The organism is Streptomyces sp. DF42, from assembly GCF_058267695.1.
In genome coordinates, this window is record NZ_CM177859.1 from 9212216 (window position 1) to 9230928 (window position 18713).

At 70.3% G+C, this 18713-nt stretch carries 17 protein-coding genes; 5 read left to right on the forward strand and 12 right to left on the reverse strand.

Features of this window, described 5'->3' with window-relative positions; translation table 11 throughout:
• Window positions 1-4: 4 nt before the first annotated feature.
• Window positions 5-1051 (forward strand): glycosyltransferase family 2 protein, encoded by a 1047-nt coding sequence (locus tag ACYUED_RS42255; RefSeq protein WP_491289691.1) that lies wholly within the window; start codon window positions 5-7, stop codon window positions 1049-1051.
• Between the two features lie 17 nt (window positions 1052-1068).
• Here the strand turns inward: ACYUED_RS42255 and ACYUED_RS42260 are convergent, their stop codons facing one another.
• Window positions 1069-1731, reverse strand: coding sequence for a hypothetical protein (locus ACYUED_RS42260; RefSeq protein WP_491289692.1), 663 nt, complete (start codon window positions 1729-1731; stop codon window positions 1069-1071).
• A 71-nt stretch (window positions 1732-1802) separates the two neighbouring features.
• Between ACYUED_RS42260 and ACYUED_RS42265 the strand changes: the two genes are divergently transcribed.
• Together ACYUED_RS42265 and ACYUED_RS42270 are read left to right on the forward strand one after the other, a co-directional pair.
• Entirely contained in the window at window positions 1803-3818 is a 2016-nt protein-coding gene (locus ACYUED_RS42265) for an O-antigen ligase family protein (protein ID WP_491289693.1), read from the forward strand.
• Window positions 3815-4714: a glycosyltransferase gene (locus ACYUED_RS42270; protein WP_491289694.1), complete on the forward strand. Its 900-nt coding sequence runs from the start codon at window positions 3815-3817 to the stop codon at window positions 4712-4714. Before ACYUED_RS42265 ends, ACYUED_RS42270 begins: the two co-directional genes overlap by 4 nt.
• Before the next feature lie 3 nt (window positions 4715-4717).
• On the opposite strand, the gene ACYUED_RS42275 is transcribed toward ACYUED_RS42270, so the two are convergent.
• The 11 genes from ACYUED_RS42275 to ACYUED_RS42325 form a co-directional block, all read right to left on the reverse strand.
• Window positions 4718-5509, reverse strand: coding sequence for a glycosyltransferase family 2 protein (locus ACYUED_RS42275; RefSeq protein WP_491289695.1), 792 nt, complete (start codon window positions 5507-5509; stop codon window positions 4718-4720).
• 11 nt (window positions 5510-5520) lie between these two features.
• Window positions 5521-6579: a hypothetical protein gene (locus ACYUED_RS42280; RefSeq protein ID WP_491289696.1), complete on the reverse strand. Its 1059-nt coding sequence runs from the start codon at window positions 6577-6579 to the stop codon at window positions 5521-5523.
• Window positions 6576-8099 carry an oligosaccharide flippase family protein gene (locus ACYUED_RS42285; RefSeq protein ID WP_491289697.1) on the reverse strand — a complete coding sequence of 508 codons (1524 nt, stop codon included), beginning with the start codon at window positions 8097-8099 and terminating at the stop codon, window positions 6576-6578. The genes ACYUED_RS42280 and ACYUED_RS42285 overlap by 4 nt, the downstream gene beginning before the upstream one ends.
• Window positions 8071-8943 carry a YveK family protein gene (locus ACYUED_RS42290; RefSeq protein ID WP_491289698.1) on the reverse strand — a complete coding sequence of 291 codons (873 nt, stop codon included), beginning with the start codon at window positions 8941-8943 and terminating at the stop codon, window positions 8071-8073. Before ACYUED_RS42290 ends, ACYUED_RS42285 begins: the two co-directional genes overlap by 29 nt.
• Window positions 8944-8994: 51 nt before the next feature.
• A complete protein-coding gene (gene wecB, locus ACYUED_RS42295) occupies window positions 8995-10164 on the reverse strand; it encodes a non-hydrolyzing UDP-N-acetylglucosamine 2-epimerase (RefSeq protein WP_491289699.1) in 1170 nt (389 codons plus the stop codon).
• A 3-nt stretch (window positions 10165-10167) separates the two neighbouring features.
• Window positions 10168-11427 (reverse strand): nucleotide sugar dehydrogenase, encoded by a 1260-nt coding sequence (locus ACYUED_RS42300; RefSeq protein WP_491289700.1) that lies wholly within the window; start codon window positions 11425-11427, stop codon window positions 10168-10170.
• A complete protein-coding gene (locus tag ACYUED_RS42305; protein WP_491289701.1) occupies window positions 11427-12197 on the reverse strand; it encodes a WecB/TagA/CpsF family glycosyltransferase in 771 nt (256 codons plus the stop codon). The genes ACYUED_RS42300 and ACYUED_RS42305 overlap by 1 nt, the downstream gene beginning before the upstream one ends.
• Window positions 12194-13357, reverse strand: a complete 1164-nt coding sequence (locus tag ACYUED_RS42310) for a hypothetical protein (protein WP_491289702.1) — start codon at window positions 13355-13357, stop codon at window positions 12194-12196. Before ACYUED_RS42310 ends, ACYUED_RS42305 begins: the two co-directional genes overlap by 4 nt.
• A 252-nt stretch (window positions 13358-13609) precedes the next feature.
• On the reverse strand, window positions 13610-14197 hold the full coding sequence (locus tag ACYUED_RS42315) for an acyltransferase (RefSeq protein WP_491294688.1): 588 nt from the start codon (window positions 14195-14197) through the stop codon (window positions 13610-13612).
• Window positions 14198-14205: 8 nt separating this feature from the next.
• Window positions 14206-14667, reverse strand: a complete 462-nt coding sequence (locus ACYUED_RS42320) for a sugar nucleotide-binding protein (RefSeq protein ID WP_491289703.1) — start codon at window positions 14665-14667, stop codon at window positions 14206-14208.
• Window positions 14664-15731 (reverse strand): glucose-1-phosphate thymidylyltransferase, encoded by a 1068-nt coding sequence (locus ACYUED_RS42325; protein WP_491289704.1) that lies wholly within the window; start codon window positions 15729-15731, stop codon window positions 14664-14666. The genes ACYUED_RS42320 and ACYUED_RS42325 overlap by 4 nt, the downstream gene beginning before the upstream one ends.
• A 232-nt stretch (window positions 15732-15963) precedes the next feature.
• Between ACYUED_RS42325 and ACYUED_RS42330 the strand changes: the two genes are divergently transcribed.
• Together ACYUED_RS42330 and ACYUED_RS42335 are read left to right on the forward strand one after the other, a co-directional pair.
• Window positions 15964-18069, forward strand: a complete 2106-nt coding sequence (locus tag ACYUED_RS42330; protein ID WP_491289705.1) for a galactose-binding domain-containing protein — start codon at window positions 15964-15966, stop codon at window positions 18067-18069.
• Window positions 18070-18096: 27 nt separating this feature from the next.
• The gene (locus ACYUED_RS42335) at window positions 18097-18702 is read left to right on the forward strand and encodes a TetR/AcrR family transcriptional regulator (protein WP_491289706.1); all 606 of its coding nucleotides are present in this window, start codon (window positions 18097-18099) and stop codon (window positions 18700-18702) included.
• The last annotated feature ends 11 nt before the right edge of the window (window positions 18703-18713 follow it).

An 18713-nucleotide genomic window follows, 5' to 3' on the forward strand; every position in this document is an offset into this window, starting at 1 on the left:
ACCGATGAGCAGCGTCAGTGTTGTGATCCCCTGCTACAAGTACGGCCACTTCCTCGCCGACTGCGTGAGCAGCGCCCTGGACGAGCAGGACGGCGTTGACGTCCGCGTACTCATCATCGACGACGCCTCGCCCGACGACTCGGCCGAGGTCGCGCTCAAGCTCGCCGCCTCCGACCCGCGCATCGAGGTCCTCGTCCACGAAACCAACAAGGGCCACATCGCCACGTACAACGAAGGCCTCCTGGAATGGGCCGACGGCGACTACGTGGCCCTCCTGTCCGCCGACGACCGGCTGGTGCCGGGCGCGCTGGTCCGGGCCGCCCGGCTCCTGGATGCCCACCCGGAGGCGGGCTTCGCCTACGGGCGCCCCCTGCGCTTCCAGCACGGCGGGCCACTGCCCACGGCCCGCACCCGGAGCACCGGTTCGGTCGTCTACCCCGGGCAGTGGTGGCTGGAGCGCCGCTTTCGCGAGGGCACCGGCTGCATCACCTCGCCGGAGGTCGTCGTCCGCACCGGCCTCCAGCGGAAGGTCGGCGGCTACGATCCCGCACTTCCCCACGCCGGCGACATCGAGATGTGGATGCGGCTCGCCGCCCACGCCGACGTCGGCCACATCCGCGGCGCCGACCAGGCCTTCTACCGCGTCCACGGCAAGAACATGTCCACCACCGACTTCGGCGGCCAGCTCGACGACCTGCGCCAGCGCCTGGTGGCCTTCGACTCGGTGCTCGCCAAGTGCGGCGACCGGCTGCCCCACGCCGACCGCCTGGCCGACCAGGTCCACACCCGCCTCGCCCGCTTCGCGCTGCGCCGGGCCTACCGGGCCTACGACCGCGGCCGCACCGGCGTCGTACCGGTCGACGCGTGCGTGGAGTTCGCCGAGCAGTGCCTGCCGGGATACGCGGCACTGCCCGAGTACCGTGCGCTGCGGCTGCGCAGACGCATCGGGCCGAAGGCCATGCCGTATCTGCAGCCGCTGGTGTGGTCGGCCGTGGCCGAGCGCGGGCGGGAGTGGCTGTGGTGGGAGTCCTGGAAGCGCCGCGGCATCTGATGCAGGATCAGTTCGACTCAGCCGGCCACGGGGACCGCACCGGTCTGCCTGCGGCGGCCCGCAGGGGTCTGCCGGCGGCCCATCGCGTACCGGTCGAGCCACAGCGCGCCGACCACTCCGCCGGCCAGACCCAGCAGAGCCGTGCCCGCAAGGCCCCGGCTCTTGGCGCCCTGCACCTCGGCGACGCTCGGGGAGGTCAGGACGGAGGCGGTGATCCGCCCCGCGGCCGGCACCTGCTGCGCGGTCTGGATCTGCTCGACGTGCCGGGTGTAGACCTCGATGACGCGGCGCACCGCCGTCACCGCCGCCTCGGGGCCGGAGGCCTGCGACTGCACCTGCAGGGACGGGATCAGATAGCGGGGCGTCGCGCTGGTGCCGCTGTTGCGGGGCACGAGATGGTAGGTCCCCTGAACGCCCGCCGCGCGCAACTCCTTGGCCCCGGTGGGGGATTGCAGCTGCTGGACGACCGCGTACGACACCACGGCGAGCGGCGGCTGCAGATTGGTCAGCTGGTTGGGCTGGTTCTGCGTCACCGGCGGCTTGAGGACGACGACCGCGGAGCCGACGTACTGCGGGGTGGGCCGGATCACGTAGTACGCCCCCGCCGCCGTCAGCAGCAACGCGACCACCACGACGTACCAGCGGCGGAGCAGCGCGTCGGCGACGTTCCCAGGCGACATACGAGTTCCTTCCGTCACTCCCGATACTGGCAGGACGCGCGGTGGGATGCCACCGAATGGAGGGACGCATCATGAGTCTTGGTGAGATATGGGCAATTCTGCGCCGACGGTGGTACTTCATGGTGCCCTTCACCGTGCTCAGCCTGATCGGCGGCGCATACCTGTATGTGACCGTCCCCGTCTCCTACCAGTCGCAGAGCTCGGTCGCGCTGCTGGACTCCTCGGCCGTGGCCCGGCTGGCCCCCACGTTCGGCAACCCCATCTCGAACGCGGGCGGTTCACTCATCGTGACGGCCGACGTGCTGATCAGGACGCTCGAATCGGCCGACGCCGCCAAGGAGTTGCACAACCGGGGCGTCACGGACCCCTACACGGCCGGCTTCGCCCCGGCCAGCGACAGCCCCCTGCTCGTGCTCGGCGTCACCGGCACCGACCGTCAGAAGGTGCTCAAGGAGACCAACATCCTGACGGCCTTCGCCGGTGAGCAGCTCAATGCCCTGCAGGCCGCCGCCAAGGTCCCGCCCGCGTACGCCGTGCAGACCGCGCCCGTCGTCCTGCCGCAGACCCCGGTGGCGAAGTCCAAGAGCCGCTACCAGGGCGTCGCGGCCGTCATCATCCTCGGTGTCGTCAGCGCGTTCCTGCTGTCCATCCTGATGGAGGGCGTCTCGGTGGTCCGTCTCCGGCACCGGGTGGCCCCGCGACGCAAGCAGGCCCGCACCCCGAAACGGGTCCGTGCGGGCATGCTCAGCCGGAGGCTCGACGCCACCGCGGTCCTCACCGTCTACCTGGCGCTGGCCTTCTTCATCCCGTCGAACCTGGCCCTGCCCGCGCTCGGCGGCGTGGGCACCCCCGCCAACGTCTTCGCCCTGCTCGGCCTGATGTGGTACCTGGCGACCTGGCTCGGCGGCCGCATCCTGCCCGCGCCCGGCACCAGACTGGTGCGGGTCACGCTGTGCCTGCTCGGGGTGGCCGTCCTCGCGGCCTACATCGCCGAGGCGATGCGGGAGAGCTCGCACGAGGAGGTCCTCGGTGCCGACCGAGGGCTCATCGGCTTCCTGGTCTGGGTGTCACTGGTCGTTCTGACATCGGCGGCCGTGCAGGAGCGCGGCCGGCTCGACGTGCTGATGCGCCGGGTGGTCGTCCTGGCGTCCGTCGTCGCCGCGATCGGCTTCTACGACTTCTTCGCGGCGACCAACATCGCCGACTCCATCCACATCCCGGGCCTGCAGACCAGCGTGGCCCAGGTCAGCGTCATGGACCGCGGCGCCTTCACCCGGCCCCGCGCCACCACGGCCCAGCCGCTGGAGTTCGCCGGCATGCTCGCGATCCTGCTGCCCTTCGCGATCCAGCAGGCCGCCGACCCGGTACGCCGCCACCTGCACGTACTGCGCCGCTGGGGCCCGGTGGTCCTCATGGCCGGCGCGCTGCCCCTGTCGGTGTCGCGGACCTCGATCATCGGCATGCTGCTGGTGGCCCTGGTGATGGTGCCGCGCTGGAAGCCGGCCCGCCGCTGGGCCGCGATCGGTGTGATGACGGCCTCCGTCGCCGTGTTCAAGGTGCTCGTCCCGGGACTGATCGGCACGATCACGGGCCTGTTCGCGTCGTTCCTGTCCAACTCCGACAGCAGCACCCAGGCCCGTACCGTCAAATACAGCGCGATCGTGCCCTATCTGAAGGAACACCCGCTGTTCGGACGGGGCTTCGGCACGTTCACCCCGGACCTGTACTTCTTCACGGACAACCAGTACATGCTGGGCCTGGCCGAGATGGGTGTGCTCGGGCTCGTCGCCCTGCTCGCCCTGTTCATCACCGGCATCCACCAGGGCGGTGCGATCCGGCGGCTGGCCCGCACGGAGGCCGACCGCGAACTCGGGCAGGCGTTCTTCGCCTCGGCGCTGGTCGCCCTGGTCATCAGCGCCACCTTCGACTCGCTCAGCTTCCCGATGTTCGCCGGCATGTTCTTCCTCATGCTGGGGGCGGGGGGAAGCTATCTGGGCTTCGTCCGGCGCGAGGCGGCTGCCGCCGCAGCCCCCGGCCCCCGTACGACACCGGAAGCCCGCCTTCCCCAACTCGTGGAGTCCCGATGAGCCCCGTCGCCGTCATCGTCGTCACCTGGAACAGCGCCTCGGTGCTCCCCGGGTTCCTCGCCGCGCTCGACGACGGCATGACCGGCCTCGACTGGCGGCTCGTCGTCGCGGACAACGACTCCGCCGACGACACCGTCCAGGTTCTCGGGAAGCTGGCCCCCGACGCCACGGTCGTCCGGACCGGCCGCAACGCCGGATACGCCGCCGGGGTCAACGCCGCGCTGGGTGCCGCCGGTGACGTCGGGGCCGCGCTCATCTGCAATCCCGACATCCGTATGCGGCAGGGCTGCGCCAAACGTCTCCTCGACAGCCTCGGCGACGGCGTGGGCATCGCCGTACCCCTTCTGTACGAAGAAGGCCGGGACACGCCCCACTACTCGCTGCGCCGCGAGTCGAGCGTGCTGCGGGCCCTCGGCGAGGCGGTCATCGGCAACCGGCGGGCCGGGCGTTTCCCGCTCCTGAGTGAGCTGGTCACCGACCCCGCCGCATACCGGCGGCCCACGCGCGCGGACTGGGCCACCGGCGCGCTGATGGCCCTCTCGGCCGACTGCCTGGCCGCCTGCGGTGCGTGGGACGAATCCTTCTTCCTCTATTCGGAGGAGACCGAGTACTGCCTGCGGGCGCGGGACAAGGGGTACGCCACCCAACTGGAGCCGACGGCCGAGGCCGTGCACCTGGGTGGCGACTCCCAGGTCTCGCCCCGGCTGTGGACCCTGCTCACGCTCAACCGCGTGCGGTTGTACGGGCGGCGCCGCGGCGCCGTCGCCACCGCCTGCTTCCGGGGCGCCGTGTTCCTGCGCGAGGCGTCGCGGGCCGCCCTCGGCAGGAAGGCCAGCCGCGCGGCCGCGGCCGCCCTGCTCCGGCCGGGCGCGCTGCGGGCCACGCCCGGCCCGTGACCCTCAGCCGGACCAAGTGGTGTAGAAACTCTCGGGGTTGACCAGGTACCGCACGGTCGGGTACGGCACATGGCGCACGCGGTGGCCGCGGCTGTAGCGGTACACGAGTTCCCAGTCCTCGCGCGGAAGCACGTCCGGTGTCCGGCGCAGACGGCTGAAGTGCAAGGCGCCGTTGCGCCGCGCGACGAACGCGTTGGTGTCCAGGAAGGACTCGCGCGCGGCCCGGCGCCGGTCGAACGGCACGGACAGGATGTCGTGCTCGGTCCCGTCGGGCAGCACGCGGCGCAGCGCCGTGTACACGCCGTCGGGCCCGTCGGGGGACTCCAGGACCGCCAACGCCCGTTCCAGGTGGTCGGGTTCCCACAGGTTGTCGTCGTCGAGGAAGGCCACGTACCGGGAGCGGGTGAGCCGGATGCCGACGTTGCGCACGATGCCCGCCACGCCGGTGTTGCGCGCCAGCGAGACGGCGAACAGGCGTGGATCGTCCGGGAGTTCGGGCAGGCCGGCGCCGTCGTCGACGACGATGACGACCTGGTCGCGAACCGACTGGGCCAGGGCCGAACGGACCGCCGCCCGCAGTGCGTCGGGGCGGCGGTGGGTGGCGATGACCGTGGCGACGAGGGCGTCCGGCAGAGGCGCGGCGGCAGCCGCGAGCCTACGGGTCTCGGCGGTCTCCAGGCGGCGCAGCCGCAGTGCGGAGGCAGCGAGGAGGACCTTGTTGCGGAGCTCGAAGAGGACGATCCAGCCGAAGGCGCGCTTGAGAAGCTCCCAGGGGGCGCGGGCGATGCGGTGCATGATCCTCTTCCTCAGCCGGCCGGCTCGGGGGTGATCGGGGTGCCGTCGGCGAACCGGTTGCCGCGCCAGACGTTGCCGGAACCGGCTGCGTTCCACGCGGTGACGGCTCCGTAGTTACCGGAGTTGGAGTGGTAGCGGGTGGAGAAGACGTTGTCCGTGACCGTGACACCGGTGGCCCCCTCGCCGCCGCCGTAGAGGGCGTAGGCGCCGCCGGCCAGCAGGTTCTTGTCGATGACGGTGTTGGAGACATGGCCGGTGTCGGCGAACAGGCCGATGCTCGCGGACGCTCCCCGGTCGACGGCGACCGGGTTGAGTAAGGTGTTGTGACGGATGATCAGTCTGCCCGTGTTGCCGCCGCCGCTGATGACCGCGTCGGTGTGCTGCCACTCGCCGCCGGCGTTGCGGAACGGGACGAGGTCGTGGACGTAGTTGTCGTGGATGTGCCCCTGGCCCATGGAGAGGGCGTTGCCGAACACGGAGACGTCGCACCAGCCGACCTCGACGGAGCTCGTGCCCATGTTGGACACGGCGTAGTCCACGCCGCCGTTGTCGGGGCCCTTGCCGGGGACGGCGGTGATGGTGGTGTGCAGGACGCGCAGTCCGCTGTGACCCGGGCGCAGGTTGACCCCCCACCAGTTGGTGGAGGTGATCCGGGAGTCGATGATGGTCACGTTGTTCGCGTAGATGTCGAGCGAGCCGGTGATGTCCCAGCCCTTGATGACCATGCCGTCGGTCCTGAGGCTCAGGTTCCCCGTGGCGTGCGGGGTGAGGGGGATACGGGGGCCGGTGGTGCGGGAGTTCGGGAAGTCGGCTTCCCGGGATGCCGTGGTGGTGGCGCGAGCCGAGTCGTGGGGGCGGGGGCTGCCAGGACTGCCGGAACCGCTGGGACTGCCTGGATCACTGGGACTGACGGTGGCCTGGGCCGAGGTGCGGGCGCTGGAGGGTTCGGCGGCCGGGGACGACTCATGAGTGCGGGGAGCAGGGGTGGCCGGGGACGAGCCGGCGGCCCCGGAGCAGCCGGCGGTCAGTACCAGGGCCAGGCAGGCGAGCAGACGGCCTAGCCGCGTCATACGGCCTCCGGTGTCCGGGAGCCGAGCAGGAAGCTGCGGCTGGGCAGCACGCACACCACGTAACTGGCCGACGCGGTGGTGCCGATGACGAACAGGGCGAGGGCGTCGTCGCCGAGGAGCCACTTCGCGGCGAGGATCACCAGGGTCATCACGGCTCCCCCGAGGAAGGGCCAGGCGCAGGCTCTGGCGATGTGGGCGAGGCTGATCCCGGCCCGGCCGAGTGCGTGGAGGAACACCGGGACGACCAGCACCGTGGCAACCAGGACATGGCCCTGGGAGACGCCGACGATGCCGCCCAGGCGGGCGCCGACGATCAGGGCCGGGACGAGTGCGACCACCCACAGCCCCTGGACGAGGATGAGGGAGCGGCGCCGGCCGACGGCGACGAGGCAGTCGTAGGCGAGTTCGCAGCCGATGCGGATCAGTCCCAGGGCCATCAGCCAGGGCAGGGCGTTCGCGGCAGGCAGCCACTTGCTCCCGTACACGAGCTGGACGACGGGGCCGGCGAGTCCGCCGAGCAGGACACAGAGGGGGACGGTGCCGGTGACCAGCACGCCCAGGGCGCGGCTGAACCCCTGGGCGAGGGCCTGGGGGGAGTCGGCGAGGCGGGAGAAGCCGGCGAAGGAGACGCGTCTGGCAGCCTCGGAGATGACCCGGACCGGCCAGCCGGACATGTTGAACGCCAGGACGTAGAAGCCGAGGGCGACTCCGCCGAGCGTCGATCCGACCACCATGGTGTCCACGTTGACGACCGCGAGGGCGAGCAGGCTCGCGCCGGCCAGCGGCAGCCCGAACTTCAGGAGCGCACGGGCCTGTTCGGGGTCCCAGCCGAACCGCAGGGTGCCCGGCGCGGCCAGGGCGGAGCCGACGAGGGCGGCGATGTTGCCCGCGACCGCACCCCAGGCGAAGCTCATCGCACCCCAGCCGGCGAAGGCCAGCGCCAGCGTCACCGCGGTGCTCAGAACGAAGTTGAGCGCGTCGATGACCATCCGCCTGCCCTGCGCGAACTCGCGGGTCAGGAAACCGGCGGGCACCTGGGCCACCCCGTCGATCAGCAGACACAGGCACATCACCCGCAGCACGCCCGAGGCATGGGGCGAGTCGAGCAGCCCGGCGACCGTCGGTGCCGAGACGAACAGGGCGACGTACAGCAGGCCGCTGGAGGCGGTGGACAGGGTCAGCACGGTCGGCGCGAAACGGCGGGGATCGCCGTCCCAGCGGACCAGGGCCAGGCTGACGCCCAGTTCGTTCGCCGAGAGCAGCACCAGCAGCACGGTCTGGGCGATGCCGTAGACGCCCCACTCCGCCGGCCCCAGCGCGAAGCGTGCGAGGAGGATGCCCGTGGCGAAGTTGCCCAGGCGCATGACCACGGTGTTGATCAGGCTCCAACGGGCCGCCGAACGGACCTTCCCGCTGAAGGAGTCGGGAGCGAGGGCGCCGCTCGTCCCGGCGCTGTCGGGCGCCTCGGATCTCTCGCCCGGCTCGGCTCTCTCACTGTCCGGTGTGCGAACGCTGTCCATGAGTCGATTCCTCTTCGAGCGGCTCGGCGGCGGGCGCCACGGCCGTGGCGGACCGCCCCGCCCTCGGCTGTGCGGCACGTCCGTTCCCGGTCGACCGCGACCAGGCGGGAGGCCGCCGCAGGGCGATCGTCCGTTCCGCGACCGATTCCCCGGCCGACGAGTCGGCGGCGGTGACCGGCTGCGCGGGTTCGTCGGACTGCGTGGGCTGCGTGGGTCGCGCGGGCTCCTCCGGCTCTGCCGGCATACGCGGCCGCCGGCGAGCCTCCACGTAGAAGACGGCGAGCAGGCTCAGCACCAGGCCCAGTGCCCCGGCCATGACCATGTACTCGATCCGTGTCTTCGTCTGCGCCACCGGGTTCTGCGGGGGCACGATCGTGGTCATGCGGATCATGGCCTTCGGGGCCACCGACTGCTGCTTCTGGAACTGATCCAGCCGGTCCCTGGCATACGTGGTCAGGATCTTGTTCGAGGACAGGACCGCGGCCTTGTCGGTGCCGGTGACCGTGAGCCACATCAACGGCCCCTGTGCGTTGTCGGCGAGCTTGGCCTCGAACGTGCCCGTGGCGCCACGGGACTTGAGGTCCCGGAGCGAGGCATCGGAGTTGAGGTTGCGGGCCAGGCTGTCGGCCATGCCGGTGAGCGAGGTCTGGGTGCTCAGGAAGGGGTTGCCGTCGTAAGCGACCGTGGCCTTCTGGGAGTTCAGGAGAACCACCGTGCTCTGCGACTGGTAGCCGACCGGCACCAGCAGCACCACGCCGACGATCAGGCCGGCGGTCAGCAGCAGGCCCGGCAGCAGGACGTACCAGCGCCTGCGCATGACCCGGAAGATCTCAGCGAGATCCATGGTGGTCCCCCCTAGCGACCAGACGTTCGACGAGCATATGTTGCGAGCGGATCATATGGGGAACGTTCGTTTCGTGGGTCTCGGCTGTTCGATGGGGCTCGGTCGGCCGCCCGTTCTCGGCTGGTCGGTCGGTCTCGGCCGGGTGGCCGCGGTGCCTCCCTCCAGCAGCACGTCGGCGATGCGTTCGCTCGCGCGGCCGTCCCACAGGTCGGGCCGGCGCGGCGCGGGCGGCACGTCCAGCACCACGTTCACGGTGGCCACGATCCGTGCCGGATCCCGGCCGGCCAGCACGTTGGTGCCCTGCTCGACGGTGATGGGGCGCTCGGTGTTGTCCCGCAGGGTCACGCACGGCACACCCAGCGCGGTGGTTTCCTCCTGCACACCACCGGAGTCGGTCAGCACCACGCGAGCGGAGTCCTGCAGGGCGATGAAGTCCAGATATCCGGCGGGCGGCACCAGGCGGACGCCCCCGGGCACACCGATCTCGGCCAGCCGTCCGGCCGCGCGCGGGTGCACGGGCAGCAGGAGCGGGCAGCGGCCGGCGATCTCGCCCAGGGCCTTCAGGAGCCCGGCGAGCACCTCCGGATCGTCCACGTTGGCGGGCCGGTGCAGCGTGACCAGGCCGAACTCGCCCCTGGACAGGCCGTATCGATGGAGGATGTCCGAGGCGCGGGCCCGTTCCAGGTTGGCCAGCAGCGTGTCGATCATGACGTTGCCGACCAGATGGATCTGGTCCTCGCGGTACCCCTCCGCGCGCAGGTTCACGGCGGCGTCGGGGGAGGGGGCCAGCAGGTAGTCGCTGACCCGGTCGGTGGCGACCCGGTTGACCTCCTCCGGCATGCCCCAGTCGCGGCTGCGCAGACCGGCCTCGACATGGGCCAGCAGTGGCCCTGCCTTGGCGGTCACCAGGGCGCAGGCCAGCGTGGAGTTGATGTCACCGACCACGACCACGACGTCCGGCGACAACTCCTCCAGGAGCGGCTCGAACGCGGTCATCACCCGCCCGGTCTGCTCGGCGTGGGTGCCGGAGCCGACCCCGAGGAAGCGGTCGGGCGGGCGGATGCCGAGGTCGGCGAAGAACACGTCGTTCATGGCCGGGTCGTAGTGCTGGCCGGTATGGACGAGGAGCACCTCGGCGCCCCGGCGTTCCAGGGCGTCCATCACCGGTTTGATCTTCATGTAGTTGGGGCGTGCCCCGGCGACGCACACGATGCGCGGCATGACTCAGAGCACCTCGATCGTGGGTCCGGACGGCAGCCGTCTGCGGCAGTCGAGAACGAAGGGGGCGTGCTCGGCGATGAGTTCGTAGTCGAAGCTGTCGTGGTCGGTCAGCAGGACCACCACGTCGGCGGCCGCCAGCTCCTTGGGCGTCGGTTCGACCCGGACCAGCCGGTTGTCCACCGGCAGGCCCTCGACGACGTGCGGGTCCGCGGCCCTGACCTGGGCCCCCATGTCGAGCAGCAGTCGGGAGATGCGCAGGGCGGGCGACTCGCGGGCGTCGCCGGTGTTCTTCTTGTACGCCAGACCGAGCAGCAGGATCCGCGAGCCGTTCACGGAGCGGCGCCGGTCGTTGAAGAGGTCGCCGATCCGGCGCGCCACGTACTCGGGCATGTGGTTGTTGATGTCGTTGGCCAGCTCCACGAAGCGGAAGCTCTGGCCGAGTTCGCGCTGCACGCGCCAGGAGAGGTAGGAGGGGTCGATCGGCAGGCAGTGGCCGCCGACACCCGGTCCGGGCGTGAACTTCATGAACCCGAACGGCTTGGTGGAGGCGGCGTCGATGGCCTGCCAGACGTCGATGTCCAGGTGGTGGGCGAACATCGCGATCTCGTTGACCAGGGCGATGTTCACATGCCGGAAGGTGTTCTCCAGCAGCTTGGCGAGCTCGGCCTCCTTGGGCGAACCCACCGGCACGACGGTGTCGACGAGTTGCCCGTAGAAGTCCTGAACGGCCTTGAGGGAGGCCTCGTTGACACCGGAGACGACCTTCGGGGTCTGCTGGAAGCCCCACACGGCGTTCCCGGGATCGATCCGCTCCGGGCTGTAGCCCAGGTGGAAGTCGCTGCCCGCGACCAGGCCCGAGCCCTCCTCGAGGATCGGCGCGAACAGCTCCTGGGTGGTGCCGGGGTAGGTCGTCGACTCCAGGACGACCGTCGCTCCGGGGCGCAGGTAGCGGGCGAGGGTGACCGCCGACTCCCGGATGTACCGCAGGTCCGGCGTTCCCTCGTGCAGCGGTGTCGGCACGGTCACGACGGCGATGTCGAAACCGCCGCAGTCGCGCGCCGATTCACTCGGGCGGTAGCTGCCGTTGTCCAGTGCCGCGCGGATCCGCTCGGACGACACGTCCTCGACGAAGGACTCACCTGCGGCAAGGCTCTTGATCCGCCGGGCGTCGACGTCGTAGCCGATCACCTCGTATCCGACCTCGGCTGCCCGAACGGCCAGGGGCAGGCCGACGTATCCCTGTCCGACCACGACGACACGCATCAGTGACTCCTGTTCGCGGAGGCTGTCGACGGGGTGGGCCGGATCAGCTCGCGCGCCGTCATGAGGAGGAAGGAGACATTGGTGGTGAGGTAGCGACGGCCCAGGCGGCGCGGCTCCTGCAGCGCGCGGTAGAGCCACTCAAGGCCCCACCGCTGCCAGGAGACCGGAGCCCGCTTGGTGACCCCGGCCAGGATGTCGAAGGAGCCGCCGACGCCGTGCACCACGCGGGCGCCGGTGCGGGCGCCGTGGGCGGCGGTGAAGATCTCCTTCTTCGGCGAGGTCATGCCAAGGAACAGCATCTGGGCGCCGCTTCGCGCGATGGCGTCCGCGATCGCCTCCTGCTCCAGGTCGTCGAAGTAGCCGTTGCGGCTGCCGGCCACCTTCAGGCCGGGGAAGCGGTCGGCCACCTGGAGCAGCATCTGCTGCAGCACGTCCTGCTTGGCGCCGAGGAAGTACACGGGGATGCCCGACGTCTCCGCCTCGGCGAGCAGCCGCAGGAACAGGTCGATTCCGGCGACCCGCTCCGGCAGCGGCGCCCGCAGTATCCGGCCGGCCCACACCACGGCCTGTCCGTCGGCGAGGACGAGATCGCAACCCGCCACGGCCTCGGCGAGCCGCTCGTTGCGCCGCATGTTCACCAGCTTCGCGGCGTTGACCACCCCGATCTCCAGCTGTCGGCCGTCCCGCACCGCCGCCAGGCAGCGCTGCACGGTCTCGTCCATGGTCAGCGGGTCCAGCTCGACCCCGAACAGCGTCCGACGCCCGCTCATATTCGGCCCCCCTGCCAGGCGTAGAGCATCCAGCCGAATTCGTACGGCCGGCATTCGCGATCCACGGACAGCGGGCGGTACACCCGGTCCAAGGACTTCAGCCGCAGGCCCGGAGCGACCCGGGTGGACAGGCCCCGGGCGGCGCGTACGGCCTTCTTCGGGTCGCCCCGGTAGACCTTGCGCCAGGTGGCACCGAGTTTGTCGAGGATCATGGGCTCCCGGTGCTGCGAGCCGGCCAGTTCGGGTACGTCCGTCATCCAGCGCAGGCCCTTGCGGATCGCCGCGCCGAAGTCGGTGCCGCCGGCGTCGGTGAGGTCGAACAGCGCGGTCGGCGCCATCGCGTGCTGGTGGACGCTGTAGACCGGGTAGCCCTCCACGACACCGCCGGTGCGCGCGTCGTAGTGCCACCACCACTGGCCGCCCTCGCCCTGCAGCTCGCAGATGCGCGCCGCGCACGCCTCGGACGCGGCCAGCGCCTCCGGGTCGCCGTCCCCGCTGGCGTGGGCGCGGGCCAGGGCCTGCAGCGGATAGGTCTGGTCGGCGAAGCAACTCACATGCGCCCGGTACCAGGGCACCAGACCGGGTGCGGTGGCGTGCGGGAACAGCGCGCTGTCTCCGATCCGGGCTCGCAGCAGACGGTCCCGAGCCGCGGTGAAACGTCTCTCCACGTCGACCGTGTCACGAGCCGCCGCGAGGGCGGACAGCACCCACGCCGCCTCTACGGTGTACTGCGGCCGGCCCGCCACGTTCAGCGCCTCGACCCGGTCGAGGGCGTCGGACAGTTTGGGATGTTCGGTCTCGGCGGCGGCCCAGGCGATGAGCGCCGCGTCGCCGAGGTTGGTCACCGCGGGCAGCGATTCGACGAGCAGACCCGCGAACTCCTGGGCCGTACGCCCGCCGAGCGCCGCGCGCTGGCGGTCCTCGGGGAGATACCGGGCGCCCAGGACGGTGATGGCGGCGTAGCGGGTGCTGGTGCCACGCCGTTCCAGGGTCCAGGAACCATCGGGGGCTTGCCGCCCGGCCATGGTGTGGACGAAGGCCTCCCCGCCCGGGAGCAGCATGGACGGCAGCCCCGACTCGGCGACTGCGAGCAGCCGTTGGGCGAGTGCGAGCAGCGGCGGGTCCTCGTCACCGAGCGCCGCGAGACGTGTGTTGGTCATCGGTTGGACACACCAACCCCCTGATTTCGCGCAGAGTTGTGAACGCCTCGACACGGACGGTCGGGCGGTGGAGGCAAGGCAGACGTCAGGCCTCGGAGCGGATGCCGCTCCTCGCTTCGGACACAGGTGTTCCCACCCGGTAACCCCCCTGGGCACTACTGGTTCGTGTGCTCATTGTGCTTGGGCTGCACAGTTCGCACACATGTTATGCCGGTGAATGTTCGAAGATTTGCGATTTGGCGGAAACCTGAGTCATGCGCGTTCGACGAGTTCACCGTCCTTCTCGTAGTGCAGCGCGCCCGTCTCGGGGCACTCCCACGTACCCGGTTCCCCGTCCCGCTCGACCAGTCGTACGCCGGCCCGGCCCACCCAGCCGATCCGGCGCGCCGGAACCCCGGCCACCAGGGCGAAGTCCGGCACGTCCCGGGTCACCACGGCACCCGCCGCGACCATCGCCCAACGGCCGACGCGCACCGGCGCGACGCACACCGAGCGGGCCCCCAGCGAGGCCCCCTCGGCCACCGTCACCGCCACGGCCTCCCAGTCGCCACCGCGCTTCAACCTGCCCTGCGGGTCCACGGAACGGGGGAAGTAGTCGTTGGTGAGGACGGCCGCCGGGCCGACGAACACCCCGTCACCGAGCACCGCGGGTTCGTATACCAACGCGTGGTTCTGGAGCTTCACGTGGTCGCCGATCCGGACACCGGGGCCGACGTACGCCCCCCGGCCCACGATGCACCCGCTGCCCAGCCGGGCGTCCTCCCGAATCTGGGCCAGATCCCAGACCGTCGTTCCGTCGCCGACCGTGGCACTGTCGTCGACCTGGGCGGTCGGCTGCATCTTGAAGCTCACCGGACTGAACCTTTCTTCTCGTCGAGCAGAACCGGAAACGCCGCCTCGGGCGCCTCGCGCCGGCAGCGGATGGAGTCGATTCCCGCCAGGCGCCGGCTCTCGTGCCCCAGGACGCTGTACGCGGGACGCGGAGCGCGACGCACGAAGGCGGCACCGGTGGTCGGCCGGACGCGGCCGGGGTCCCCGCCGAGCAGCCGTAGGACTTCGCGAGCCAGGTCGAACCAGGTCGCCTGACCACCGCCGGCGCCGTGGTGAACACCGGCGGGCCCGCTCGGTGCGTCCGCGTCGTGCACCGTGTCGGCGTCGGTGGTGGTGCTGTCAAGGCCGGTCCGGGCCAGACCGGCGGTCCGCTCGCCGGTCCGCCGCAGCCGCGCCATGACGTCCTTGCCGAGCATCCCGGTGGCGCCGGTGGAGCCGATGAAACCCGCGCCGCCGGTCACCAGGATTCTGGCTGTCATGAGGAGATCTGCACCTTGCTGTGGTCGCCGAGGACGAAACGGTGGGCGGCCGGCCTGCGGGGCGCGGGAGTCACCTCGACGTTGCGGCCGATGAGCGAGGCCTCCACCCGCCGGACGCCGCTGACCGTGGAATCGCGCAGCACGATCGAGTACTCGATCTCGCTGTCCTGGATCCGGCAGTCGTCGGCGATCGAGGTGAAGGGGCCGACGTAGGAATCGGTGATCACGGTGTTCGCGCCGACGACCGCCGGGCCCACGATCCGGCTGCCCGTCACCTTCGCCCCGGCCTCCACGCACACCCGGCCGATGAGTTCGCTCTGGTCGTCCACCGTTCCGTCGACCCTGCGCTCCAGGGTCTCCAGTACCGAGCGGTTGACCTCCAGCATGTCGGTGACGTTCCCGGTGTCCTTCCAGTACCCGGAGATCATCGTGGAACGCACATCACGTCCGGCGTCGATCATCCACTGCAGGGCGTCGGTGATCTCCAGCTCGCCGCGCCCGGACGGCTTGATCGAGCGCACTGCCTCATGCACGGCCGGGGTGAAGAGATAGACGCCCACCAACGCCAGATCACTCTTGGGGTGCCCGGGTTTCTCCTCCAGGCCGACCACCCGGCCGGCCGCGTCCAGCTCGGCCACCCCGAAGGCGGTCGGGTTCGCCACCTTCGTCAACAGGATCTGCGCCTGAGGCCGCTCGGTGCGGAATCCGTCCACCAGATCCGTGATGCCACCGACGACGAAGTTGTCACCGAGGTACATCACGAAGTCGTCCTCGCCCAGGAACTCACGGGCGATCAGCACCGCGTGGGCCAGCCCCAGGGGCGCGGTCTGCGGGATGTAGGTGACGTCGAGGCCGAACGCGGAACCGTCGCCGACCGCGTCCCGTATCTCCTCGGCCGTGTCGCCGACGATGATCCCGACCTGGGTGATGCCCGCCTCTGCGATCGCCTCCAGACCGTAGAACAGCACCGGTTTGTTGGCGACCGGTACGAGTTGTTTCGCCGACGTATGAGTGATGGGGCGCAAACGGGTACCTGAGCCACCGGACAACAGGAGTGCCTTCACGGGATCACCATACTTTCGGCGAACTCACCGAAGGAAGCATTCCGTTTGTGAGCGGCTCGAAGAGGGCGCCCGACCGCGCCTTCCTCGCCCGGGCCGAGGGCATCGCGGACCCCGGCATCCCCGGCGTGCGGTCCATCGCCTCTCATTTATCAGGTCAAGCGTCCCGGACTCTTGACTCGTAAGGCGCCTGCCGCGATTCTCTCCCATGCATTGTGCGGGTCATGACAACCTCATGGGTCGGTCAACCCGCCATCCCGCCGACCGAGGGACGTGGGCCGTGACGCTGACCCGACGCTGGTACCGCAGACGCAAGAACGTCACCGTGCTGTCGCTGCTCCTGCTGGTGCTGGCCATGGCCCTCGGCCCCGCACCGAGTTCGGCCGCCGCCGGCGACTGGTGGATCCCGACCGCACGCCCCCACCCCGACTCCCAGATCGACGTCACCGGCGAACCGTTCACCGGCACCGACTCCGCGGGCAAGGTGCGCGGGTTCGTCGACGCCCACAACCACCTTTTCTCGAACGAGGCCTTCGGCGGGCGGCTGATCTGCGGCAAGGTGTTCTCCGAGGCCGGGGTCGCCGACGCCCTCAAGGACTGTCCCGAGCACTACCCCGACGGCACACTCGCGATCTTCGACTACATCACCCACGGCGGCGACGGGAAGCACGACCCGGTCGGCTGGCCCACCTTCAAGGACTGGCCGGCGTACGACTCGATGACCCATCAGGCGGACTACTACGCCTGGGTGGAGCGGGCCTGGCGCGGCGGACAGCGGGTGCTCGTCAACGACCTCGTCACCAACGGCGTGATCTGCTCCGTCTACCCGTTCAAGGACCGCAGCTGCGACGAGATGACGTCGATCCGGCTGCAGGCGAAGATGACGTACGCCCTGCAGGACTACATCGACAAGATGTACGGCGGCACCGGCAAGGGCTGGTTCCGGATCGTCACCGACAGCACGCAGGCGCGCGAGGTCATCAAGCAGGGCAGGTTGGCGGTCATCCTCGGCGTCGAGACCTCCGAGCCGTTCGGCTGCAAGCAGGTCCTCGACATCCCGCAGTGCAGCAAGGCTGACATCGACAAGGGGCTCGACGAGTTGTACGGGCTCGGCGTGCGCTCGATGTTCCTGTGCCACAAGTTCGACAACGCGCTGTGCGGCGTCCGCTTCGACTCCGGCGGCCTCGGAACCGCCATCAACGTCGGGCAGTTCCTGTCGACCGGAACCTTCTGGCAGACCGAGAAGTGCACCGGCCCGCAGCACGACAACCCCATCGGCAACGCCTCCTCCAGCGCGGAGAAGGACCTGCCCGCAGGCGTGAACGTCCCCTCCTACGACAGCGACGCCCAGTGCAACAAACGTGGGCTCACCGACCTCGGCGAGTATGCGGTGCGCGGCATGATGCAGCGCAAGATGATGCTGGAGATCGACCACATGAGCGTCAAGGCGGCCGGTCGGGCCCTCGACATGTTCGAGGCCGCGTCCTATCCCGGCGTGATCTCCTCGCACAGCTGGATGGACCTGAACTGGACCGAGCGGGTCTACTCCCTCGGCGGCTTCGCCGCCCAGTACATGCACGGCTCGGAGGGGTTCGTCGCGGAGGCGAAGCGCACGGAGGCGCTGCGCGACAAGTACCACGTGGGCTACGGCTTCGGCACCGACTTCAACGGAGTCGGCGACCATCCCGCCCCGCGCGGCGCGGACGCCGCGAACAAGGTGACGTACCCCTTCAAGAGCGCCGACGGCGGCTCGGTCGTCGACAAGCTGACGACCGGTGAGCGCACCTTCGACATCAACACCGACGGCGGCGCCCACGTCGGCATGATCCCGGACTGGCTCGAGGACATCCGGCGGGTCGGCGGCCAGGACGTGGTCGACGACCTCTTCCGTGGCGCCGAGTCCTACCTGGGCACCTGGGGGGCGACCGAGCAGCACCAGGGGTCGGTCGACCTCGCCAAGGGCCGTACGGCGACGGCCAGTTCGTCCGAATGGAACCCGTTCACCAGCTACCTGCCGGGGCGGGCCGTCGACGGCGACGGCCGCTCCCGGTGGGCCAGTGACTGGAGCGACGACCAGTGGTGGCAGGTCGACCTGGGCGCCACGAACCTGGTCGGCCGCGTCACGCTGGACTGGGAGCGGGCGTACGGGAAGGCGTACCGCATCGAGCTGTCCACCGACGGCACGCACTGGCAGAACGTCTGGTCCACCACCTCGGGCGACGGCGGCCTGGACACCGCCAGGTTCACCGGCACCCCGGCCCGCTATGTTCGGGTCCACGGCATCGAGCGCGGTACCGACTGGGGATACTCGCTGTATGACGTGGGCGTTCACAGCGCCTGATCGAGGTCGCGACACCCGAGGACACACATGGCACGCATGCCGTCGGCTCAGCGGCGCGGACAGCTGACGGAAGCGGCGATCAGGGCGATGGCCCGGGACGGCGTCGCCAAGACGACGACCCGGTCCATCGCCGCCGAAGCGGGCGTGTCCCTGAGCGTCTTCCACTACTGTTTCGACTCCAAGCAGGCCCTCGTCGAGGCGGTCATCACCGCCCTCACCGACCACTCCGTGGCCGTGGTGAAGCAGGCCCTGCGGCCCAGGACCACACTCGTGGAAACCGTCCGGGCAGGCTTCGAGGCGTACGGGGACCATGTCCGCGCGCATCCCGACGAGCACATGCTGACGTACGAACTGACGCAATACGCCCTGCGCGAGCCGGGGTTCGAGCACCTGGCCCGACGGCAGTACGAGCTGTACGGCGACGCCTACACCGAACTCATCCGCGGGCTGCGCGGCAGCATGGATCTCCGACTCCGGGTGCCAGTCGCCACGTTGGCCCGCTATCTGGCCGCCATGACCGACGGCCTGACCCTCAACTACCTCGTACTCGGCGACGAGTCCGCCTGGACGGACATCCTCGACACGGTCATCGACCACATCGCCGGGCTCGTCCAGGACGGCGCCGAGGGGTGACCGTCCCACCG

What these genes read in the sequence shown, in the direction of transcription:
- ACYUED_RS42320 (WP_491289703.1), bottom strand. Translation starts at nt 14,667, where the DNA reads ATGACAGCCAGAATCCTGGTGACCGGCGGCGCGGGTTTCATCGGCTCC.
- ACYUED_RS42335 (WP_491289706.1), top strand. Translation starts at nt 18,097, where the DNA reads ATGGCACGCATGCCGTCGGCTCAGCGGCGCGGACAGCTGACGGAAGCG.
- ACYUED_RS42265 (WP_491289693.1), top strand. Translation starts at nt 1,803, where the DNA reads ATGAGTCTTGGTGAGATATGGGCAATTCTGCGCCGACGGTGGTACTTC.
- ACYUED_RS42330 (WP_491289705.1), top strand. Translation starts at nt 15,964, where the DNA reads ATGGGTCGGTCAACCCGCCATCCCGCCGACCGAGGGACGTGGGCCGTG.
- ACYUED_RS42315 (WP_491294688.1), bottom strand. Translation starts at nt 14,197, where the DNA reads ATGCAGCCGACCGCCCAGGTCGACGACAGTGCCACGGTCGGCGACGGA.
- ACYUED_RS42285 (WP_491289697.1), bottom strand. Translation starts at nt 8,099, where the DNA reads ATGGACAGCGTTCGCACACCGGACAGTGAGAGAGCCGAGCCGGGCGAG.
- ACYUED_RS42270 (WP_491289694.1), top strand. Translation starts at nt 3,815, where the DNA reads ATGAGCCCCGTCGCCGTCATCGTCGTCACCTGGAACAGCGCCTCGGTG.
- ACYUED_RS42300 (WP_491289700.1), bottom strand. Translation starts at nt 11,427, where the DNA reads ATGCGTGTCGTCGTGGTCGGACAGGGATACGTCGGCCTGCCCCTGGCC.
- ACYUED_RS42275 (WP_491289695.1), bottom strand. Translation starts at nt 5,509, where the DNA reads ATGCACCGCATCGCCCGCGCCCCCTGGGAGCTTCTCAAGCGCGCCTTC.
- ACYUED_RS42280 (WP_491289696.1), bottom strand. Translation starts at nt 6,579, where the DNA reads ATGACGCGGCTAGGCCGTCTGCTCGCCTGCCTGGCCCTGGTACTGACC.
- ACYUED_RS42290 (WP_491289698.1), bottom strand. Translation starts at nt 8,943, where the DNA reads ATGGATCTCGCTGAGATCTTCCGGGTCATGCGCAGGCGCTGGTACGTC.
- ACYUED_RS42310 (WP_491289702.1), bottom strand. Translation starts at nt 13,357, where the DNA reads ATGACCAACACACGTCTCGCGGCGCTCGGTGACGAGGACCCGCCGCTG.
- ACYUED_RS42260 (WP_491289692.1), bottom strand. Translation starts at nt 1,731, where the DNA reads ATGTCGCCTGGGAACGTCGCCGACGCGCTGCTCCGCCGCTGGTACGTC.
- wecB (WP_491289699.1), bottom strand. Translation starts at nt 10,164, where the DNA reads ATGCCGCGCATCGTGTGCGTCGCCGGGGCACGCCCCAACTACATGAAG.
- ACYUED_RS42255 (WP_491289691.1), top strand. Translation starts at nt 5, where the DNA reads ATGAGCAGCGTCAGTGTTGTGATCCCCTGCTACAAGTACGGCCACTTC.
- ACYUED_RS42305 (WP_491289701.1), bottom strand. Translation starts at nt 12,197, where the DNA reads ATGAGCGGGCGTCGGACGCTGTTCGGGGTCGAGCTGGACCCGCTGACC.